General features: G+C 65.4%; 18 protein-coding genes. 8 read left to right on the forward strand and 10 right to left on the reverse strand.

All coding sequences use genetic code 11. The features are described 5' to 3' along the window. The first annotated feature begins 114 nt into the window (after window positions 1-114). Together RAD04_RS30330 and RAD04_RS30335 are read left to right on the forward strand one after the other, a co-directional pair. Window positions 115-594 (forward strand): hypothetical protein, encoded by a 480-nt coding sequence (locus tag RAD04_RS30330; protein ID WP_461626736.1) that lies wholly within the window; start codon window positions 115-117, stop codon window positions 592-594. Between the two features lie 121 nt (window positions 595-715). Then, complete coding sequence (locus RAD04_RS30335; protein ID WP_461626737.1) at window positions 716-1,186, forward strand: MarR family winged helix-turn-helix transcriptional regulator; 471 nt, start codon at window positions 716-718, stop codon at window positions 1,184-1,186. Window positions 1,187-1,194: 8 nt separating this feature from the next. On the opposite strand, the gene prfA is transcribed toward RAD04_RS30335, so the two are convergent. The 3 genes from prfA to RAD04_RS30350 form a co-directional block, all read right to left on the reverse strand. Then, window positions 1,195-2,280, reverse strand: coding sequence for a peptide chain release factor 1 (prfA, locus tag RAD04_RS30340; RefSeq protein WP_461626738.1), 1,086 nt, complete (start codon window positions 2,278-2,280; stop codon window positions 1,195-1,197). A 57-nt stretch (window positions 2,281-2,337) separates the two neighbouring features. Beyond that, complete coding sequence (ptsP, locus tag RAD04_RS30345) at window positions 2,338-4,605, reverse strand: phosphoenolpyruvate--protein phosphotransferase (RefSeq protein WP_461626739.1); 2,268 nt, start codon at window positions 4,603-4,605, stop codon at window positions 2,338-2,340. 376 nt (window positions 4,606-4,981) lie between these two features. Then, window positions 4,982-6,238 (reverse strand): aspartate kinase, encoded by a 1,257-nt coding sequence (locus RAD04_RS30350; RefSeq protein WP_461626740.1) that lies wholly within the window; start codon window positions 6,236-6,238, stop codon window positions 4,982-4,984. 147 nt (window positions 6,239-6,385) lie between these two features. Here RAD04_RS30350 and RAD04_RS30355 point away from each other — a divergent pair, with 147 nt between their 5' ends. From RAD04_RS30355 to RAD04_RS30370, 4 genes are all read left to right on the forward strand, one after another. Further along, the gene (locus RAD04_RS30355; RefSeq protein WP_018320543.1) at window positions 6,386-6,853 is read left to right on the forward strand and encodes a PH domain-containing protein; all 468 of its coding nucleotides are present in this window, start codon (window positions 6,386-6,388) and stop codon (window positions 6,851-6,853) included. A 14-nt stretch (window positions 6,854-6,867) separates the two neighbouring features. Continuing rightward, complete coding sequence (gene ubiG, locus RAD04_RS30360; protein ID WP_161966326.1) at window positions 6,868-7,641, forward strand: bifunctional 2-polyprenyl-6-hydroxyphenol methylase/3-demethylubiquinol 3-O-methyltransferase UbiG; 774 nt, start codon at window positions 6,868-6,870, stop codon at window positions 7,639-7,641. Window positions 7,642-7,738: 97 nt separating this feature from the next. Beyond that, entirely contained in the window at window positions 7,739-8,020 is a 282-nt protein-coding gene (locus RAD04_RS30365) for a GIY-YIG nuclease family protein (RefSeq protein WP_461626741.1), read from the forward strand. 457 nt (window positions 8,021-8,477) lie between these two features. Next, the gene (locus RAD04_RS30370; protein ID WP_461626742.1) at window positions 8,478-9,377 is read left to right on the forward strand and encodes an EamA family transporter; all 900 of its coding nucleotides are present in this window, start codon (window positions 8,478-8,480) and stop codon (window positions 9,375-9,377) included. On the opposite strand, the gene RAD04_RS30375 is transcribed toward RAD04_RS30370, so the two are convergent. From RAD04_RS30375 to RAD04_RS30390, 4 genes are read right to left on the reverse strand one after another with little or no spacing between them, the layout of a single operon-like run. Further along, window positions 9,374-9,856 (reverse strand): DUF1178 family protein, encoded by a 483-nt coding sequence (locus RAD04_RS30375; protein WP_461626743.1) that lies wholly within the window; start codon window positions 9,854-9,856, stop codon window positions 9,374-9,376. The genes RAD04_RS30370 and RAD04_RS30375 overlap by 4 nt on opposite strands. Beyond that, the gene (locus RAD04_RS30380) at window positions 9,853-10,731 is read right to left on the reverse strand and encodes a carbon-nitrogen hydrolase family protein (RefSeq protein ID WP_461626744.1); all 879 of its coding nucleotides are present in this window, start codon (window positions 10,729-10,731) and stop codon (window positions 9,853-9,855) included. Before RAD04_RS30380 ends, RAD04_RS30375 begins: the two co-directional genes overlap by 4 nt. Further along, window positions 10,728-11,003: a glutaredoxin 3 gene (grxC, locus tag RAD04_RS30385; protein WP_461626745.1), complete on the reverse strand. Its 276-nt coding sequence runs from the start codon at window positions 11,001-11,003 to the stop codon at window positions 10,728-10,730. Before grxC ends, RAD04_RS30380 begins: the two co-directional genes overlap by 4 nt. 35 nt (window positions 11,004-11,038) lie before the next feature. Continuing rightward, on the reverse strand, window positions 11,039-11,848 hold the full coding sequence (locus RAD04_RS30390) for a ComF family protein (RefSeq protein WP_461626746.1): 810 nt from the start codon (window positions 11,846-11,848) through the stop codon (window positions 11,039-11,041). A gap of 225 nt (window positions 11,849-12,073) precedes the next feature. On the opposite strand from RAD04_RS30390, the gene RAD04_RS30395 reads away from it, so the two are divergent. Beyond that, window positions 12,074-12,943, forward strand: a complete 870-nt coding sequence (locus RAD04_RS30395) for a methyltransferase domain-containing protein (RefSeq protein ID WP_461626747.1) — start codon at window positions 12,074-12,076, stop codon at window positions 12,941-12,943. A 133-nt stretch (window positions 12,944-13,076) separates the two neighbouring features. Here the strand turns inward: RAD04_RS30395 and mutT are convergent, their stop codons facing one another. Further along, the gene (gene mutT, locus RAD04_RS30400; RefSeq protein WP_018320552.1) at window positions 13,077-13,487 is read right to left on the reverse strand and encodes an 8-oxo-dGTP diphosphatase MutT; all 411 of its coding nucleotides are present in this window, start codon (window positions 13,485-13,487) and stop codon (window positions 13,077-13,079) included. Between the two features lie 136 nt (window positions 13,488-13,623). On the opposite strand from mutT, the gene RAD04_RS30405 reads away from it, so the two are divergent. Continuing rightward, window positions 13,624-14,949 carry a TadE/TadG family type IV pilus assembly protein gene (locus tag RAD04_RS30405; protein WP_461626748.1) on the forward strand — a complete coding sequence of 442 codons (1,326 nt, stop codon included), beginning with the start codon at window positions 13,624-13,626 and terminating at the stop codon, window positions 14,947-14,949. Window positions 14,950-15,140: 191 nt separating this feature from the next. On the opposite strand, the gene argJ is transcribed toward RAD04_RS30405, so the two are convergent. Both argJ and RAD04_RS30415 read right to left on the reverse strand, forming a co-directional pair. Next, the gene (gene argJ, locus RAD04_RS30410; protein WP_461626749.1) at window positions 15,141-16,382 is read right to left on the reverse strand and encodes a bifunctional glutamate N-acetyltransferase/amino-acid acetyltransferase ArgJ; all 1,242 of its coding nucleotides are present in this window, start codon (window positions 16,380-16,382) and stop codon (window positions 15,141-15,143) included. A gap of 130 nt (window positions 16,383-16,512) precedes the next feature. Next, on the reverse strand, window positions 16,513-17,427 hold the full coding sequence (locus RAD04_RS30415; protein ID WP_018320555.1) for a peptidylprolyl isomerase: 915 nt from the start codon (window positions 17,425-17,427) through the stop codon (window positions 16,513-16,515). Window positions 17,428-17,702 lie beyond the last annotated feature (275 nt).

The raw sequence follows: 17,702 nt of genomic DNA on the forward strand, positions 1-17,702 counted from the left end.
GGTACCCGGAAGCGACGGTCCTGGCCGCAAGAGGCGGAGCGGCAGGAGGCGGCGTGGGCTGCCGGGGAGGGAAGCGACCAGCGCACATCGCCGCAGTCCGGCGATGCCTCGCGCATGCCGGAGCCGCGCAACCGGTCCGCCGGTCAGCGAGGGCCGGCCGTCGGCTCCGTTCAGGCCAAGCGCACGCCGGTGCCGATGCAGAGACTGAGCGTGCGGGCCCAGAATGTCCTGAAGGAGCTCGCGGTCGAGCTCACCGGCGAGCAGCCGCCGAAGGGGACCTGGTCGCCCTCGCGCGAGCTGCTGCTCGCGCTGACGGCCGAGCGGCTAGCGACGACGCGCAATTGCGGTCCTCACACGATGCGGGAGATCGTCGACTGGGCGCAGGGCTGCGGCGTGACCATCAAGCCGGTGATCCCGCCCGGCGGCTCGCTGTCGCAGATGTGGGGTGAGTTGATCACGAATGCATCCGAAGGCGCGTTGACCAGCGCCGAGATCGCCAGTGCGCTCCAGCGCTCGATCAGGCGGAAGAGCGTTCGTATTCCGATCGCGTTTCAGGTCATCCTGGTGAAGATCCTGCTCTCCAACTTCGAATAGAAGGGCTGCAAGCCCCTCCTATATTTGTGCATCTGCGAGGCCCGTCGGTGGTTCCGCCCGGCCTTCCTTGCTAGTCTCGGCAGCGCCCGCTCGCCTGCGGGCGGAGGTCGAAAGGCACGGAATGGCTGACGCGAAGCGGAAGACCGGACGCACGGCGCGCGCTGCGCCGTCGAGAGGCGGCGCGATGCGCGAGGCTGACTACGCCGCGCTCGCCCAATTCCGCTACCAGCTGCGCACTTTCCTCGCCTTCAGCGAAGCCGCGGCCCAGAACGCCGGGTTGACGCCGCAGCAGCACCAGGCGCTGCTGGCGATCAAGGGATTGGCCGACCCCAACGGCGCCAACGTCGGCGACATCGCCGGCTTCCTCCTGATCCGGCACCATACGGCGGTGGAGCTGGTAGACCGCATGGCGAAGCTGAAGCTGATCACTCGGGAAGCCGATCCCGAGGATGCAAGGCGCGTCCTGGTCAAGCTGACTGCCAAGGGCGAGCAGAAGCTGCGCTCGCTTTCGCGCATTCACCTGGACGAGCTGAGCGCCGCTGCACCCGCGTTGGGCAAGATCCTGCGCTCGTTCCTGGCAAAGGTGCGCTGAGGCCGGGATCAGGCCGCCGCGCCCTGTGCGGCGAGCTGCGCGGCCTGGTGCTCGGTGGTCAGCGCGTCGGTCAACTCGCCAAGCGCTTCGCCCGCGATCACCTGCGGCAGCTTGTAAAGCGTCAGGTTGATGCGGTGGTCGGTGACGCGCCCTTGCGGAAAATTGTAGGTGCGGATGCGCTCGGAGCGGTCGCCTGAGCCGACCTTCTCCTTGCGCTCGGCCGACCGTGCCGCATCGACGCGCTGGCGTTCGGCGTCGTAGATGCGCGAGCGCAGGATGTTCATGGCGGAGGCGCGATTCTTGTGCTGCGAGCGGCTGTCCTGCATCATCACCACGATGCCGGTCGGGATGTGGGTGATGCGGATCGCCGATTCGGTCTTGTTGACGTGCTGGCCGCCCGCTCCTTGCGCGCGCATGGTCTCGATGCGCAAATCGTCGTTCTTGATGTCGACGTCGACGTCCTCGACCTCTGGCAGCACGGCCACCGTCGCGGCCGACGTGTGGATGCGCCCCTGCGTCTCGGTGTCCGGCACGCGCTGCACACGATGCACGCCGGATTCGAACTTCAGCTTGGAGAACGCGCCGCGGCCCTGCACCTCCGCGATGATTTCCTTGTAACCGCCGACGGTGCCTTCGCTGGCCGAGATCACCTCGACCTTCCAGCCCTGCAAGGCAGCGAAGCGCTCGTACATCCGGAACAGGTCTCCGGCAAACAGCGAGGCCTCGTCGCCGCCGGTGCCGGCGCGGATTTCCAGCACCACGTTGCGGTCGTCCATGGCGTCCTTGGGCAGCAGCGCGACGCGAATCTTCTGGACCAGCTCCTCGATTTTCGGCGTGAGCTCGTCGCGTTCGGCTTCCGCCATGCCGCGCATCTCGGCATCGGTCGCGGGATCGGCGATCAGCGCTTCGGTGTCGGCGAGCTCCTTGACCGCGGCACGATAGGCCTTCACCGCCTCGATCAGCGGGGTGATCTCGGCGAGCTCGCGCGTGATCTGCACGTAGCGCTCGGAGGCGAGCTGTCCCAGCGATTCGGCCTCGAGAGAGGCATGATGTGCAAGGAGCACGTCCAGTTTGGCTTCGGGGAGTGACGACATCGGTTCAGTCTCAAATGGCGGAAGGAGGCGAGGCGGCAGGGAGCGGCGACAGGCTCGCTACAACGCCAAGCCTTCGGCCTCGGCAAATTCCGTCAGCTTCTGCCGGATCGAGACGCTGCCCGCCGGCGCGTCCAGGAGCGGACCGAGCATGGCTTCGGCCTTCTTGGCATCGAGGTCGATGACCATGGCCTTGACGGGGCCGAGCGCGGTTGCCGACAGCGACAGCGAGCGGTAGCCCAGCGCAATCAGCGCCAGTGCGCCAAGCGGCTTGGACGCCATCTCGCCGCAAAGGGAGAGTGACTTCTGCGCCGCCTGCGACTTGCGCGCGATCTCGCGCAGCGCGCGCAGGATCGGCGCCGACATGGTGTCGAAGCGCTCGGAGACCTTGGCATTGCCGCGGTCGACCGCGAACAGGAACTGGAACAAATCGTTGGAGCCGACCGAGATGAAGTCGACCTTCTTCAAGAGCTCGTCGAGCTGATAGAGCAGCGCGGGGACTTCGACCATGGTGCCGATGTCGATGCGCTCCGGCAGCGTATGGCCGTGCTGGCGCAGATAAGTCAGCTCGCGTTCGACCAGCGCCTTCGCCGAATCGAATTCTCCGACCTCCGAGATCATCGGGAACATGATGCGCAGCGCGCGGCCGCCACCGGCGCGCAGCAGCGCGCGGATCTGGCCGCGCAGCAGGCCGGGACGATCCAGCCCGAGCCGGATCGCGCGCCAGCCGAGCGCGGGATTTTCCTCGATCACCGCTTCCATATAGGGCAGCGCCTTGTCGCCGCCGATGTCGAGGGTGCGGAAGGTGACGGGCTTGGTGCCGGCCGCATCCAGCACGGTGCGGTAGAGCGCCAGCTGGTCGCTGGTGCGCGGCAGGCTCTGGCCGACCATGAATTGCAGCTCGGTGCGGAACAGGCCGATGCCGGCGCTGCCGGTGTCCTCGATATGCGGCAGGTCGATGGCAAGGCCTGCGTTGATCATCAGCTCGACCTTCTGGCCGTCCCTGGTGATGCAGGGCAGGTCGCGCAGCGCCAGATATTGCGCCTGGCGGCGGGCGCGGAAGCGCACGCGCTCGGCGAAGGCCGCCTCGACTTCCTGCGAGGGGCGCACATAGATCGAACCGGAGGTGCCGTCGACGATGATGGCATCGCCGGGATCGGCAATGCCGGGCGCGTTCGGCACCTCGCCGACGGCGGGGATGCCGAGCGCGCGCGCCACGATCGAGACGTGGGAGTTGGCGGTGCCTTCCTCCAGCACGATGCCGCGCAGGCGCTTGCGGTCGTAGTCGAGCAGCGCCGCCGGGCCCATCGCGCGGGCGATGACGATGGCGTTGTCGGGCAGTTGCTCGCGCGAGGGTGCGTGGTCCTGGCCGACCAGCTGCCGCATCAGGCGGTAGCCGAGATCCTCGAGGTCGTGCAGCCGGTCGCGCAGATAGGGGTCGGTCGAGCGCAGCATGCGCGCGCGGGTGTCAGACTGCACGCGCTCGACCGCGGCTTCCGCAGTCAGGCCGGTGGCGACCGCCTCGTGCAGCTTGTGCGACCAGCCCTGGTCGTTGGCGAACATGCGGTAGGCTTCCAGCACCTCGCGATGCTCGCCGCCCTCGGCGACGTCGCCGCGCTCCAGCATGCGGTCGAGATCGGCGCGGAGCTTGGCGAGCGCGGTGTCGAGCCGCTTGATTTCCTTGGGCAGGTCCTCGGCGATGTAGTCCTTGATGACGACGCGCGGCTCGTGCAGCACGACATGGCCGAGCGCGATGCCCTCCGACAGGATCGCGCCGACCTTCTGCGCGGAATGGCGCGCGGCCGGCTCCAGCCCCGGCTGGGCCAGCGCGGACAGCTCGCCGGAGGCGATCAGCTCCGCCAGCACCATGGCGGTGGTCTGCAGCGCCTCGAGTTCCTCCTCGACATAGTTGCGCTTGGCGCGGTTCTGCACCACCAGCACGCCGAGCGTGTTGCCGGCCCGCAGGATCGGCACGCCGAGGAAGGAGTGGTAGATTTCTTCGCCGGTCTCCGGACGGAACGAGAAGGCCGGGTGGGTCTGCGCATCGCTCAGGTTGAGCGGCGTCGCCTCGCTGGCGACGAGGCCGACCAGGCCCTCATGGGCGCTCAGCACGGTGTGATGCACTGCCTCGCGGTTGAGGCCTTCGGTGGCGTAGAGCTCCAGCGTGTTGTCGATGCGCAGCACATAGACCGAGCACACCTCGGCCACCATGTTGGCGGCGATCAGCACCACGATCTTGTCCAGCCGCTCCTGGGCCGAGACCTGCTCCGCCATGGTTTCGCGGAGCCGTCTCAACAAGACGCGGGGACCTCCCGACGCGCTCCGCATGTCCCGTCAATCTCCTCCGTCTGCCCGGCCCGGCGGTATCGGCCGGCGGCTGGCCTAAAATTCCAGAAAAACAACCAATTTGTTTGTCCGGCGCCGGCACAAGCCCAAAATCCACTTGAGATTTAGCGCTTGCACCGAGTCAGCACCGCCCTGAACTGGGACACAGTCTGCGGCAGCCCACCCTGTTCGCCGTATAGCGAATTGAGGCTTGTTTTGCCAAGCAAAACGCCTGCCAAACGCGAAGGTGTGTACACCTTCGCGTTTGCTGCGACCGCTAAGAGAAAATTAGTCCAGGCATGGTCCGGAAAAGTGCGAAACGCTTTTCCGGTAAGACCATGCTCAAACAACAACCTGAAGCCGCGACGATGGTCGCGTTTCAGGCCTGATCGAGACCGTAGAGCGTGTGCAGGGTGCGCACCGCAAGCTCGGTATAGGCGGTGTCGATCAAAACCGAGAATTTGATCTCGGAGGTTGTAATGGCCCGGATGTTGATATTCCGCCCGGCGAGGGCCGAGAATGCCTGGGCGGCGACGCCAGCATGGCTGCGCATGCCGCTGCCGATCACCGAGATCTTGGCGACGTCGGTGGCGGTATCGAGCCGCGCATAGCCGATCTTGCCCTTGGCGGCGGTAATCGTGTCCTTGGCGCGGGTATAGTCGGCCGCCGGCACCGTGAAGGTGAGGTCGGTCGTCTTGCCGTCCTCGGAGACGTTCTGCACGATCATGTCGACGTTGATGTTGGCATCCGCCAGCGGGCCGAAGATCGAGGCGGCAACGCCCGGCTTATCCTCGATCTGGCGCACCGAGATCTGAGCCTCGTCCTTGGAGAAGGCGATACCAGTGACGACGTGGCTTTCCATGATCTCCTCCTCGCTGCAGATCAGCGTGCCGGGCGGCTGGTTGGCATGCGGGTCGATATCCTCGGGCTTGTCGAAGCTCGAGCGGACAAAGATCGGCATGTTTTGGACCATGCCGAGTTCCACCGAGCGGACCTGGAGCACTTTTGCGCCCTGGGAGGCCAGTTCCAGCATGTCTTCGAATGCGATCTTGTCGAGCCGCTTGGCCTTCGGCACGATTCGCGGATCGGTTGTGTAGACGCCGTCGACGTCGGTGTAGATGTCGCAGCGGTCGGCCTTGACGGCGGCGGCGATCGCCACGGCCGAGGTGTCGGAGCCGCCGCGGCCGAGCGTGGTGATGCGATTGGTCTTCGGGTCGATGCCCTGGAAGCCGGCGATGACCGCGACTTCCTTGCGATCCTTGAAACGGCTGATGATCTCGCTGCCGTCGATGTCCTCGATCCGGGCCGAGGCGTGGGCGTCGCTGGTCTTGATCGGGATCTGCCAGCCCTGCCAGGAGCGGGCCTGGATGCCCATGCCCTGAAGCACGATGGCGAGCAGGCCGGATGTCACCTGTTCGCCGGAGGCGACGACGGCGTCGTATTCGCGCGCGTCGTGCATCGGCGAGGCCTCGGTGCACCAGGCCACCAGCTCGTTGGTTTTGCCGGACATCGCCGAGACGACCACGGCCACTTCATGGCCGGCGTCGACTTCACGCTTCACGTGGCGTGCGACGTTGCGGATACGTTCGATGTTGGCGACGGATGTGCCGCCGAATTTCATCACGAGGCGGCTCATGACGACGCGTGCATTCCCTCATAAGGATAAGTATGGTGACCCGCGCGAGGCGATGCCGCGGACCCGACCGCGCGTATACAGAGGGGCGGGGCCGGGGGCAAGCGGGTTCCTGCTGCGGCCAATCCGGGCAATGGGTTATCAGAGGTTATGGCGCGCTATATTGACGAAATCCTGCAGCCCGGCGAGCGGGTGCTGTATTCGACCAATGCGCACTGGATTTTCTATTTTCCGGCCATCCTGGCCTGGATCGCGGCTTTCGCCCTGTTCGTCCTGTCAGGGCAGACCACGGTCAATGGGCTCCTGATTCTCTGTCTCATCGCCTCGGGCGTGGTGGCTCTGGCGGCCCTGTTCTGGACCGTGAAGGGCTGGTTCCACCGCTTCACCACCGAGACCGACGTCACCAACCTCAGGATTGTGCACAAGACCGGCTTCATCAAGCGCCGCACCTTCGAGATGGCGCTGGACAAGGTCGAGAGCGTCGATGTCAATCAGACGATTCTTGGACGTATTCTCAACTACGGCGACGTGACCATCAACGGCGTCGGCGAAGGTCGCGAAACCATCCGGACCATCGCCTCGCCGCTCGCCTTCCGTAGTTCGATCACCACGCGGTAGGACCGCGCGTAACCATGAGCATGCAGCAAAATACTTCCCTCTCCGCCAGCCCGCAGCCGGGTTCGACCGTCGACGCCGCCGAGATCGCAAAGTTCTCGAAGCTCTCAGCGGAGTGGTGGGACCCCAACGGCAAGATGGCGCCGCTGCACCGGATCAACCCGCTGCGGCTCGGCTACATCCGCGATGCCGCCTGCCGCAAGTTCGAGCGCAACGTGCGCAGCCTCAACTGCCTCGGCGGGCTTCGCGTGCTCGATATCGGCTGCGGCGCCGGCCTGTTGTGCGAGCCGCTGTCGCGGCTCGGAGCGCAGGTCATCGGCGTCGACCCTTCCCAGAGCAACATCGCCGCGGCCAAGCTGCACGCCGACAAGGGCCATCTTGCGATCGACTACCGCTGCACCACGGTGGAGGAGATCGACCCGCGCGAGCGCTTCGACATCGTGCTGGCGATGGAAGTGGTCGAGCACGTCGTCGACGTTGGCGTCTTCCTGAAGCGCTGCGCGGCGATGCTGAAGCCGAACGGCCTCATGGTGGTCTCGACGCTGAACCGCAACTGGAAGAGCTTCGCGCTCGCCATCGTCGGCGCCGAATACGTCCTGCGCTGGCTGCCGCGCGGCACCCACGAATGGAATAAGTTCGTCACCCCCGACGAGCTGACAAAATACCTGCTCGACAATCGCCTCGTCATCACCGAGCAGACCGGCGTGGTCTACTCACCCTTCGCCGACAAATGGACTCTCTCGTCCGACATGGACGTGAACTACATGGTGGTGGCGGAAGGGATGGTGTGATGTTCCGAACTGGTCATTCGCGGGCGGTGTCGTCCCTGCGAAAGCAGGGACCCATAACCACCGGCCTCAGTAATTAGCCAACACCGGCGCTCCGAGCATGTACCACGTCTACATCCTCGCCAGCCGCCATCACGGAACACTCTACATCGGCATCACCAACTCGCTCCAGAAGCGCCTTGAAGAGCACCGCGCCGGCAAGGGCTCGGAGTTCGTCAAGCGATACGGGGTGTATCGGCTTGTCTACACCGAGGCGTATGAGCGGGCGGACGAGGCGATTGCCCGCGAAAAACAGCTCAAGCGCTGGAAGCGCGACTGGAAGATCGAGCTGATCGAGCGCGATAATCCCGAGTGGCGGGATCTAAGTGATCTGTTGGTTTGACGGTGTGACGCGGCCCAGAAAATGCTGTCGTCCCTGCGCACGCAGGGACCCATACCGCGTGATCTATCGGTGGGTGCGGTGTTGGATGCGCAGGCTGGCAGCCTTCACAAAACTTCTCCCTGGGGTTATGGGTCCCTGCGTGCGCAGGGACGACACCGAGTTTGTGACGTGACCTCAGCGATCTCTTGGTTGACCGCGTGACGCCGCCAGCAAACGCTGTCGTCCCTGCGCACACAGGGACCCATACCGCGGAATCTATCGGTGGTGGACGGTGTGAGATGCGCGGGTTGGCAGCCTTCGCCAAACTTCTCCCTGGGGTTATGGGTCCCTGCGTGCGCAGGGACGACACCGAGTTTGTGGCGAGAGCATCGCTCCCATGACGTCCGTGCGGTTGACCGCGCTGGCCTCAACTTGCAGGTTGGCCGCAGTTATTTCCCGCTAATGCCCCACCCACCCCATGCTCACCATCGCCAGCCTCTGGATTCCCTTCACCCTCGTTGCTGCGCTCGGCCAAGTCGCGCGCAATGCGATGCAGCGGTCGCTGACGAAGCCGCTGGGGACTTGGGGCGCGACCAATATCCGCTTCCTGTTCGGCTTCCCGTTTTCGGTGCTGTTCCTCGGCGTGGTGCTGGCGGTCACCGGCGATCATCTGGGCATGCCGCCGACCGTGTTCTGGCCGTGGCTCTTGCTCGGTGCACTCAGCCAGATCGTCGCCACCGGCCTGATGCTGCTTGCCATGAACGATCGCTCCTTCGTGGTGACGACGGCGTATCTGAAGACCGAGGCGATCCAGACCGCGATCTTCGGCTTCGTCTTCCTTGGCGATCACCTGACCTGGCTGAAGGTGCTGGCGATCGTGATCGCGACCGTCGGCGTCGTCATCACCGCGCTCAGGCCCGGCGGCGAGAAGAGTTTTGCCGAATTGAAGCCGACCATCACCGGCCTCGTTGCAGCTGCGGCGTTCGCGCTGTCTGCGGTTGGCTTTCGCGGCGCGATCATCAACGTGCCCGGCGTCTCATTCGTGACCTCGGCCTCGTTCACGCTGGTGCTCGGCCTGTTCGTGCAGACGCTGGTGCTGACGATCTATCTGCTCTGGCGCGCGCCAAAGGTGCTGCAGGCGATCCTCGGCCTGTGGAAGCCGTCGATGCTCGCGGGCTTCATGGGCGCCTTCGCCTCACAATTCTGGTTCCTGGCGTTCGCGCTGACGGCCGCCGCCAATGTCCGCACGCTCGCTCTGATCGAGGTGCTGTTCGCGCAAGCGGTGGCGTATTATTCGTTCAAGCAGCCGATCGCGCCACGCGAGCTTGCAGGTATCGCGCTGATCATCATCGGTGTGGCGGTGCTGGTGGGGGCCTAATTCCGGTCTTCCGGCAATGTCGGCAGCGGCGACACCTCGATGCCCTCGTCGATCAGCGACTTCGCCTCCTCCGGCGAGGCCTCGCCGTAGATCGGACGGTGCTCCTTGTCGCCGTAATGCATCGCGCGGGCTTCATTGGCGAAGCGCTCGCCGACATTGTCGGCGTTCTTCACGATGTGATCGCGCAGCTCCTTCAGCTTGCTGCGCAGCTCTTTCTCCTGCGCCAGCATCAGCGAAGTCGGTCCTGATGGTGCTGCCTCGGGCGTGGGGGCAGCCGCCGGTTCCGGCGGTGGCGCCGCGCGCCCACGGCCCTTCTTGCCGACGATGCGCGGCGCCATGATCGCCTTGTCGACCTTGGCGGATCCGCAGATCGGGCAGGTCACGAGCTTGCGCTTCACTTGCGAATCATAGGCCGACGAGCTCTGGAACCAGCTCTCGAACGCGTGGTTTCGATCGCAATGGAGCGCGTAGCGGATCATGCTGATCCTCGCACGAGGTGCAAATGATCCGGCCCGGCCTTGGGATCGGACACGCCGAAGCGGCGGCCGTGCTGGAGCGAGGGAATCGCGCGGCGTGCGGTCTCGACCTTGGCGGGGTCGATCCTGGCCATGATGATGCCGGGCTCGACGTCGCCCTCGGCGAGGATCTCGCCCCAGGGATCGATGATCAGCGAATGGCCATAGGTCTCGCGCTTGTTCTCGTGGGTGCCTGCCTGCGCTGCGGCGAAGATGAAGCAGCCGGTCTCGATCGCGCGCGCACGCAGCAGCACGTGCCAGTGCGCCTCACCGGTCTTGCGGGTGAAGGCGGACGGGACGGTGATGAAGTATGCGCCGCTCTCGGCGAGGGCGCGGTAGAGCGCGGGGAATCGCACGTCGTAGCAGATCGTCAAGCCCACGCGGCCCCAGGGCAAATCGGAGATCACCGCGGTCTCGCCTGGCTGGTAATTGGCGGATTCGCGATAGCTCTCGCCGTCTGGAAGCTCGATGTCGAACATGTGGATCTTGTCGTAGCTCGCGAGCACATTGCCCTCGGGCCCGATCAGGAAGGAGCGGTTGACCGCCTTTTCGGCTGAGAAGCGCAGCGCCAGCGAGCCGACATGGAGATGGATCTTCAGTTCCGCCGCGAGCGCCCGGTAGGCCTTCAGCGACGTGTCGTCCTCTTCGCTCTGCAGATGCTCGAACAACGCCTTGCGGTTCAGCTGCATCATGTTGCTGACTTCGGGCGTCTGCACGTAGTCGGCGCCATCGGCCGCCGCCCGCCGGATCAGCTTCGTGGCCTGTTCGAGGCTCGGCCCGGGCATCAGACCCGTGCGCATCTGCACCATGGCTGCCGTAAACGTGCGGTTCTCGCTCATGAGTTGGCCTTCACATCTTCCAGCATGCCGTCGAGCTTGCCTTCGCGGTCGAGTGCGTAGAGATCGTCGCAGCCGCCGACATGAGTTCCACCGATCCAGATCTGCGGGAAAGTCGAGCCCTCACCGGCGCGGTCGTACATCTCCTCCCGCCAGGAGGGGTTCTTGGCGACGTCGAATTCGGTAAAGGTCGCCTTCTTGCGGGTCAGCAAGGACCTCGCCGCGGAACAATAGCCGCAGCCCGGCCTGGTGTAGATCTCGACAGCAGCAGTCATGGCGTCCGGCGCTCTCATGTCATGAAGTCATTGAATTATATGGGACGGGGGCCGGTCTCGACAACCCGGGCGAAGACCAGCACGTCGACCTGGGCGGCTTTGGCCCGGAGCAGGACCCGCGCGCAGGCATCCAGCGTCGCCCCCGACGTCAGGACGTCGTCGATCAGGACAATGCGGCGGTCCTGGACTTCAGCCTGACGGTCGGGGAATACCTGGAACGCGCCCTGCACATTGGTGGCGCGCTGGGCCCGCGACAGGCCGATCTGCTGCTCGGTGGCGCGCACCCGGCGCAGCACCTCAGCCCTCGCCTTGACCCCGCTCTGCCGTTCGATGATCTGCGCCAGGGCCCCGGACTGGTTGTAGCGGCGGCGCCAGGCCCGCCGCCAATGCAGGGGCACCGGCACCAGCATGTCGGCCCCGGCCAGCAGCTCGCCGCCGGCGCGCGCCATCCAACGGCCCATGGCGGGCGCCAGATCGGTGCGGTCCTGGTATTTCAGCGCATGCACCAGCGTGCGCGCGACGTCGTCATAGCGCACCGCTGCGCGGGCGCGCTGGTAGGCCGGCGGGGTCGCGATTGCCTCCATCGACAGCATGTCGGGGCCGGGATCATAGACGAAGGGAATGCCGAGCCGCGGGCAATAGGGCCGCTCGATGAACGACAGCCGCGCCCAGCACGAAGCGCAAACGCCCTCGCCCTCGACCGGTTCGCGGCAGGACACGCACTGCGTCGGCAGCGCGATGTCGAGCGCGAGCCGTGCCGCGCGCGACAGCGCGTGACGGCCGGCCGTCCATGCGGCCCGAAAGGGGCCGGCGATGGAACGGGTGGGGGCGGCGTCGGCGTCCATGAGGGGAGGCTACCGTTCCGAGGTTCAGGGCTCAAGCCACGCTCTCGTGCCCCGGACGCAGTGCAGCGCCCCGGCGATGCGAAGCATCGTCCGGTGCGGTGCGCTGCAGAGCCCGGGGCCCATCTCAAGGCATCGTCCGGTGTTGGTTTCTGGGTCCCGGCTCTGCGCAGCAGCGCAAGAGCGCTGCGGCGCGTCCGGGACACGAGAGCGATTGCCAGAGCCAGCATGATCAGCGTAACCAGCGGCATGGCCCAGACCCCGCAAACCCCGCCTGCTTTGTTCGATCGCGCCTTGCTGCAATCGCGGCAGCGGCGCGCGCAGGCGCAGGGCGAGGTGACATTCCTTCTCGATCGTGTCGCTGAGGACATGTCCGATCGATTGGCTGCGGTGATGCGGGAGTTTCACGCCCCGGCCGATCTCTGGACGCCCGGTGAGGGGCTGGCGGAATTGCGTGCGCGGCTGCCTTCCCTCCAACGGATCGCGCTCGATGCTGCGGGTTCAGAGACGCTGCCCTTCGCGCCCGAAAGCCTCGATCTCGTCGTCTCCGCGCTGGCGCTGCAATTCGTCAACGACCTGCCGGGCGTCCTCGCGCAAATCCGCCGCGCGCTGAGGCCGGACGGCCTGCTGCTCGCGGCGATGATCGGCGGCGACAGCCTGACCGAGCTGCGCCAGGCCTTTGCCGCCGCGGAAGCCGAATGCGAGGGCGGCGTTTCGCCGCGCGTCGCGCCGTTCGCGGATCTGCGCGACATCGGCGCGCTGCTGCAGCGGGCGGGCTTTGCACTGCCGGTGACCGACGTCGACCGCGTCGTGGTGCGCTACGCCAATGCATTCGCGCTGATGCAGGATCTCCGGCGCATGGGCGCTGCCAATATGCTGATCGAGCGGCGGCGAACACCGAGCCGGCGCGCGACGCTGCTGCGGATGGCCGAGATCTACACTGAGCGCTTTGCCGATGCCGACGGGCGCATCCGTGCGACCTTCGACATCATCTGGCTCTCCGGCTGGGCCCCGCATGCGAGCCAGCAGCAGCCGCTGAAGCCGGGATCGGCGAAAGCGAGCCTGGCGGAGGCGGTGAAGAAGGCGGGGAAGGAGTGATGCGTCTCCCGGACGCGCTGCAGCGTGAAACGCTGCTGCGCAGAGCCGGGACCCAGCTCCGCGGCCAGCGTGGGCCCCGGCTCTGCAGCGCATCGCTGAAGGAGCGCTGCGCTGCGTCCGGGGCACAGCGTGCTCACATCAACAAATCAATCAAATGCGGGATCAGCGGAATGTCCGCGGGCGGCATCGGATAGTCGCGCAGCTTGTTGGCACGGACCCAGGCAAGGGTCTGGCCTTCGCGTGGCGTCACCTGTCCCTCCCAGCGCCGGCAGATGTAGAGCGGCATCAGGAGGTGGAAAGTCTCGTACCCGTAGCTCGCGAAGGTCAGTGGGGCCAGGCACGGCTCGGCGACGGTGATGCCGAGCTCCTCGTGCAGCTCGCGGATCAGGCTCTGCTCCGGCCGCTCGCCCACCTCGAGCTTGCCGCCGGGAAACTCCCAGAGGCCGGCCAGCGTCTTGCCCGCGGGGCGCTGCGCGATCAGGACGCGCTTGTCGGCGTCGATCAGCGCGCAAGCCACAACCAGTGTCAGTTTCAGATCGGCCATACGTGATGTCGCTCGCTGAAGATCATCCGCAACGGTTTATTAACCCTTTGCGCCCCGTGTTTCCGAGATTCCCATAAGTCATATTTAATCGACGGTTCCTAGAGTGGAAACGCTTAAACCACTCCGGGCCCAAGCCATGCGCGCTACGCTTTCCACCATCATCCGCCGGTTCGTCCAAGACCGGCGCGGCAATATCGCGGTGATCTTCGCGCTCGCCTGCGTCCCGTTGATCACAGCGGTCGGCTGCGCGGTCGACTACTCGCGCGCGACGCAGACCCGGGCCAAGCTTCAGGCCGCGGCCGATGCTGCCAGCGTCGGCTCGATCGCCAAGGCATCGCCGGCCTTCAAGGCCGCCGGTGCCATGACGTCGGATGGGTCGATTTCCGTCGGCGTCACCGACGCCCAGAACATCTTCGACGCCAATCGCGCCAATCAGACCGGCTACACTCTCAACAGCGTCACGCCGACCGTGGTCAAAACCGGATCGACCGTCACCTCGACCGTTGCGTTCAACGCCACCATGAACACCATGTTTCTCGGCCTGATCGGCAAGTCCGCGCTGACGCTGACCGGTACGTCGAAAGCGACGGCCAGCATGCCGCTCTATATCGATTTCTACCTGCTGCTGGACAATTCGCCTTCGATGGGTGTCGGCGCCACGCCGACCGACGTGCAGACGATGGTCAACAACACATCGGACAAGTGCGCTTTCGCCTGCCACGACCTCAAGGACAAGAACAATTACTACGACCTTGCCAAGAAGCTTGGCGTGACCACCCGGATCGACGTGCTTCGGACCGCAACGCAGTCGTTGATGGATACGGCGAGTGCGACCCAGACCTATTCAAACCAGTTCAGAATGGCGATCTACGATTTCGGCGGCGCCGCAAGCACGCTCGGCCTGCGCAATCTGTTTTCGTTGTCGGGCTCTCTCTCCAGCGCCAAGACGGCGGCGGGTAATATCGATCTGATGTCGGTGAACGGTCAGAACGAGAATAACGACCAAGACACGGCATTCACCGCGATATTCCCTGCGATCAACGGCGAGATCGGCTCCCCCGGAACCGGCACGTCCTCCAGCCCGCTCAAATATCTGTTCTTCGTCTCCGACGGGGTCGCTGACGAGAGCAACACCGGGTGCCTGAAACCGCTCTCCGGCACCACGCGGTGCCAATCTCCGCTCAATGCTGCGCTCTGCAAGACGATGAAGGACCGGGGCGTCAAGATTGCCGTGCTGTACACAACGTACCTCGCGCTGCCCACCAACAGCTGGTACATGAAATGGATCGCTCCGTTCAATACCGGCCCCTACGGGCCGTCGCCGAACAGCGAGATCGCGCAGAACATGCAGAGCTGCGCGTCATCCGGGCTCTATTTCGAGGTGAGCCCGACGCAAGGCATCTCGGACGCCATGAACGCGCTGTTCAAGAAAGCGGTCGCGGACGCGCGGATTTCAGGGTGATTTGAAGCACGGCTCTCGCGCTCTCTTACCGTCACCCCGAGGTGGCCGCTCCTTCAGCGGCCCTCGAAGGGCGACGGCCCGGCTCTCTCCACGCGGCTTTAGCGGTGGCCGTGCATCCTTCGAGGCTCCCGATGGGGCGCTCCGCGCCCCATCCCTCGCACCTCAGGATGACGGTCTGAGAGTAGGAGAAACTACGACCTGTAATCGCCGTTGATCGCGACATATTCCTTGGTGAGGTCGCAGGTCAGCACGCGGTCGCGGCCCTTGCCGAGGCCGAGCGAGACCTTGATCGCGATCTCCGGGGCCTTCATCGCTTCCGAGACCTGCGCCTCGTCATAATCCGGATCGCGCGCGCCGCTCTTGGCGACGCGGATGCCGTTGAAGGAGATCGAGAGCTTGTCGCGATCGGCCGGCTCGCCGGCCTTGCCGACTGCCATCACGACGCGACCCCAATTGGCGTCCTCGCCGGCGATCGCGGTCTTGACCAGCGGCGAGTTGGCGATCGACATCGCGATCTTGCGCGCGGAGGCCTTGGTCTTGGCGCCCTCGACGGTGATCTCGACCAACTTGCGCGCGCCTTCGCCGTCTCGGGCCACTTGTTCAGAAAGATTGGCGAGCACCTGGTTGAACGCCTTGACGAAGGCCTTCAGGCGCGGATCGCTGGCGCGGCTGATCTTCGGTGCGCCGTGCCCGGCGGCAGCGCCGGTGGCGAAGGCCAGCAGCGTGTCCGACGTGGACGTGTCGCCGTCGATCGTCACCGCGTTGAAGGTGTCCTCGACGCCGCTCTTGAGCAGCGCCTGCAAGGCCGCGGGCGCGATCGGTGCGTCGGTGAAGATGAAGGACAGCATCGTCGCCATGTCGGGGGCGATCATGCCGGCGCCCTTGGCCATGCCGTTGATGGTGACCTTGGCCTTGCCGAGCTTGACTGTCGCGGTCGCGACCTTCGGGAAGGTGTCGGTGGTCATGATCGCCTTGGCCGCAGCGAGGTAGTCGCCGGGCTCGGCGGCTTCAGCCAATCGGCCCAGCACGCCGTCGAACTTGGTTGCGTCCAGCGGCTCGCCGATCACGCCGGTCGAGGCCAGGAAGATTTCGCCCTCGCTGCATCCGACCGCCTTGGCGGCAATCTTCGCGGTCAGCGCGGTGGAGGTGCGGCCAGTCTTGCCGGTGAAGGCATTGGCGTTGCCGGAATTGACCACCAGCGCGCGCGCCTTGCCACCCTTCAGCTTGGCGCGGCACCATTCCACCGGCGCGGAGGGGCACTTCGACTTGGTGAAGACGCCGGCGACCGCGGTGCCCTTGTCCATCACCGCCAGCAACACGTCGGTTCGGTTCTTGTAGCGGATGCCGGCTTCGGCCGTCGCGAGACGAATGCCCGCAATGGTGGGCATGTCGGGAACTGTTTTCGGGGCGAGCGGGGAGACGGTGGAGGACATCGCGGGGCGCCTTGGTGGGATCTGAATATGCAGATGCCCGGCCCCTCTGTGCGAAGACGCGCTTCGCGCTTGGGGCCGGGCATCACAAAGGCTTAGATACTCTTCACGTCACCGGAGTGACAGCGAATTCTTACTTCTTTGCAGGGGGCGCCATCTTGCTGTCGGAGGGCTTGGCTGCGTCCGCCGGCTTGGCATCCGCCGCCGGCTGGTCCAGCCGCTCGACCTTGGCTTCGGTGCGCAGCTTGGCGACGTAGTCGGCTTGGGCCTTGCGGGTGACGTACTGCTCGATCTGGGCCTTGACCTGCTCGAAGTCCGGCGCCTTGCGGTTGCGCTTTTCCTCGACCTTGATGACGTGCCAGCCGAACTGCGACTTCACGGGGTCGGAGATCTTGCCGGGCTCGAGCGCGAAGGCGATCGCCGAGAATTCCGGCACCATCTGCTCCTTGGTGAAGAAACCGAGATCGCCGCCGTCGGCCGAGCCCGGATCCTTGGACTTCTTCTTGGCCAACTCGGCGAAATCGGCGCCCTTGTCGAGCTCGGCCTTCACCGCCTTGGCCTCGTCCTCGGTCTCGACCAGGATGTGGCGGGCGCGCACTTCCTGCTCGCCGGTGATCTGCTTGGAGGCCTCTTCATAGACTTTCTTCATGGCGTCGGGGGTGGTGGCGGCCTTGCCCTCGCCGGCGAGCAGGCTGTCCATCAGAAGCCGGTTGCGGGCGAATGCCAGGCGCTTCTTGAATTCCTCGCTATCGGCAACCTTCTTGTCCTCGGCAGCCTTGCTGACGATTTTCATGTCGATCAGGAAGGACAGGACGTTCTCGTCCTTGGTCGCCGGGTCCATCTGGGCGAGGCTCGGCCCGAGCTCCTCCTCGGCCATGGCGACGTCGCTCTTCTTGATTTCCGCGCCATTGACCTTCGCCAGCACCGGATCGTCGGCGGCCCGGAGCGGGCCTGCGAACGCCAGGGACAGCGCCAGAGCGAGGCTGCCAGCCAGGGCGGACGCACTGCGGAAACGCTGGCCGGTGGTTACCGGGAACGAGGTGGTCATGGAAAATCCTTATGTTGAAGCAGGGGGCTGCTCGAGCGGGGCGGACACTCGCCCAATACAGGGGGGCTTGGCAACGCGAAAAGTCTGTCAAAATGATGAATTAGCCGCAATGCGCCCGCCGTTGACAAGGCCCTGACCGGGCCATATCTCTGCCCGGTCGCGACCATGGCGATGGCGTTTATTTTGCTGCGTTTTTGGCCGTTGAACCCAGACTTGCCCAATTCCCACCCATATGGCGGATGACCCCCGCAGTCCGGGCTCTGACGCCGCGAAGC

Source organism: Bradyrhizobium sp. 25ACV (genome assembly GCF_054863005.1).

What these genes read in the sequence shown, in the direction of transcription:
- grxC (WP_461626745.1), bottom strand. Translation starts at nt 11,003, where the DNA reads ATGACTGCTGCTGTCGAGATCTACACCAGGCCGGGCTGCGGCTATTGT.
- RAD04_RS30335 (WP_461626737.1), top strand. Translation starts at nt 716, where the DNA reads ATGGCTGACGCGAAGCGGAAGACCGGACGCACGGCGCGCGCTGCGCCG.
- ubiG (WP_161966326.1), top strand. Translation starts at nt 6,868, where the DNA reads ATGAGCATGCAGCAAAATACTTCCCTCTCCGCCAGCCCGCAGCCGGGT.
- prfA (WP_461626738.1), bottom strand. Translation starts at nt 2,280, where the DNA reads ATGTCGTCACTCCCCGAAGCCAAACTGGACGTGCTCCTTGCACATCAT.
- ptsP (WP_461626739.1), bottom strand. Translation starts at nt 4,605, where the DNA reads ATGCGGAGCGCGTCGGGAGGTCCCCGCGTCTTGTTGAGACGGCTCCGC.
- RAD04_RS30330 (WP_461626736.1), top strand. Translation starts at nt 115, where the DNA reads ATGCCGGAGCCGCGCAACCGGTCCGCCGGTCAGCGAGGGCCGGCCGTC.
- RAD04_RS30380 (WP_461626744.1), bottom strand. Translation starts at nt 10,731, where the DNA reads ATGAGCGAGAACCGCACGTTTACGGCAGCCATGGTGCAGATGCGCACG.
- mutT (WP_018320552.1), bottom strand. Translation starts at nt 13,487, where the DNA reads ATGGCCGATCTGAAACTGACACTGGTTGTGGCTTGCGCGCTGATCGAC.
- RAD04_RS30395 (WP_461626747.1), top strand. Translation starts at nt 12,074, where the DNA reads ATGATCAGCGTAACCAGCGGCATGGCCCAGACCCCGCAAACCCCGCCT.
- RAD04_RS30390 (WP_461626746.1), bottom strand. Translation starts at nt 11,848, where the DNA reads ATGGACGCCGACGCCGCCCCCACCCGTTCCATCGCCGGCCCCTTTCGG.
- RAD04_RS30375 (WP_461626743.1), bottom strand. Translation starts at nt 9,856, where the DNA reads ATGATCCGCTACGCGCTCCATTGCGATCGAAACCACGCGTTCGAGAGC.
- RAD04_RS30415 (WP_018320555.1), bottom strand. Translation starts at nt 17,427, where the DNA reads ATGACCACCTCGTTCCCGGTAACCACCGGCCAGCGTTTCCGCAGTGCG.
- argJ (WP_461626749.1), bottom strand. Translation starts at nt 16,382, where the DNA reads ATGTCCTCCACCGTCTCCCCGCTCGCCCCGAAAACAGTTCCCGACATG.
- RAD04_RS30355 (WP_018320543.1), top strand. Translation starts at nt 6,386, where the DNA reads ATGGCGCGCTATATTGACGAAATCCTGCAGCCCGGCGAGCGGGTGCTG.
- RAD04_RS30370 (WP_461626742.1), top strand. Translation starts at nt 8,478, where the DNA reads ATGCTCACCATCGCCAGCCTCTGGATTCCCTTCACCCTCGTTGCTGCG.
- RAD04_RS30365 (WP_461626741.1), top strand. Translation starts at nt 7,739, where the DNA reads ATGTACCACGTCTACATCCTCGCCAGCCGCCATCACGGAACACTCTAC.
- RAD04_RS30350 (WP_461626740.1), bottom strand. Translation starts at nt 6,238, where the DNA reads ATGAGCCGCCTCGTGATGAAATTCGGCGGCACATCCGTCGCCAACATC.
- RAD04_RS30405 (WP_461626748.1), top strand. Translation starts at nt 13,624, where the DNA reads ATGCGCGCTACGCTTTCCACCATCATCCGCCGGTTCGTCCAAGACCGG.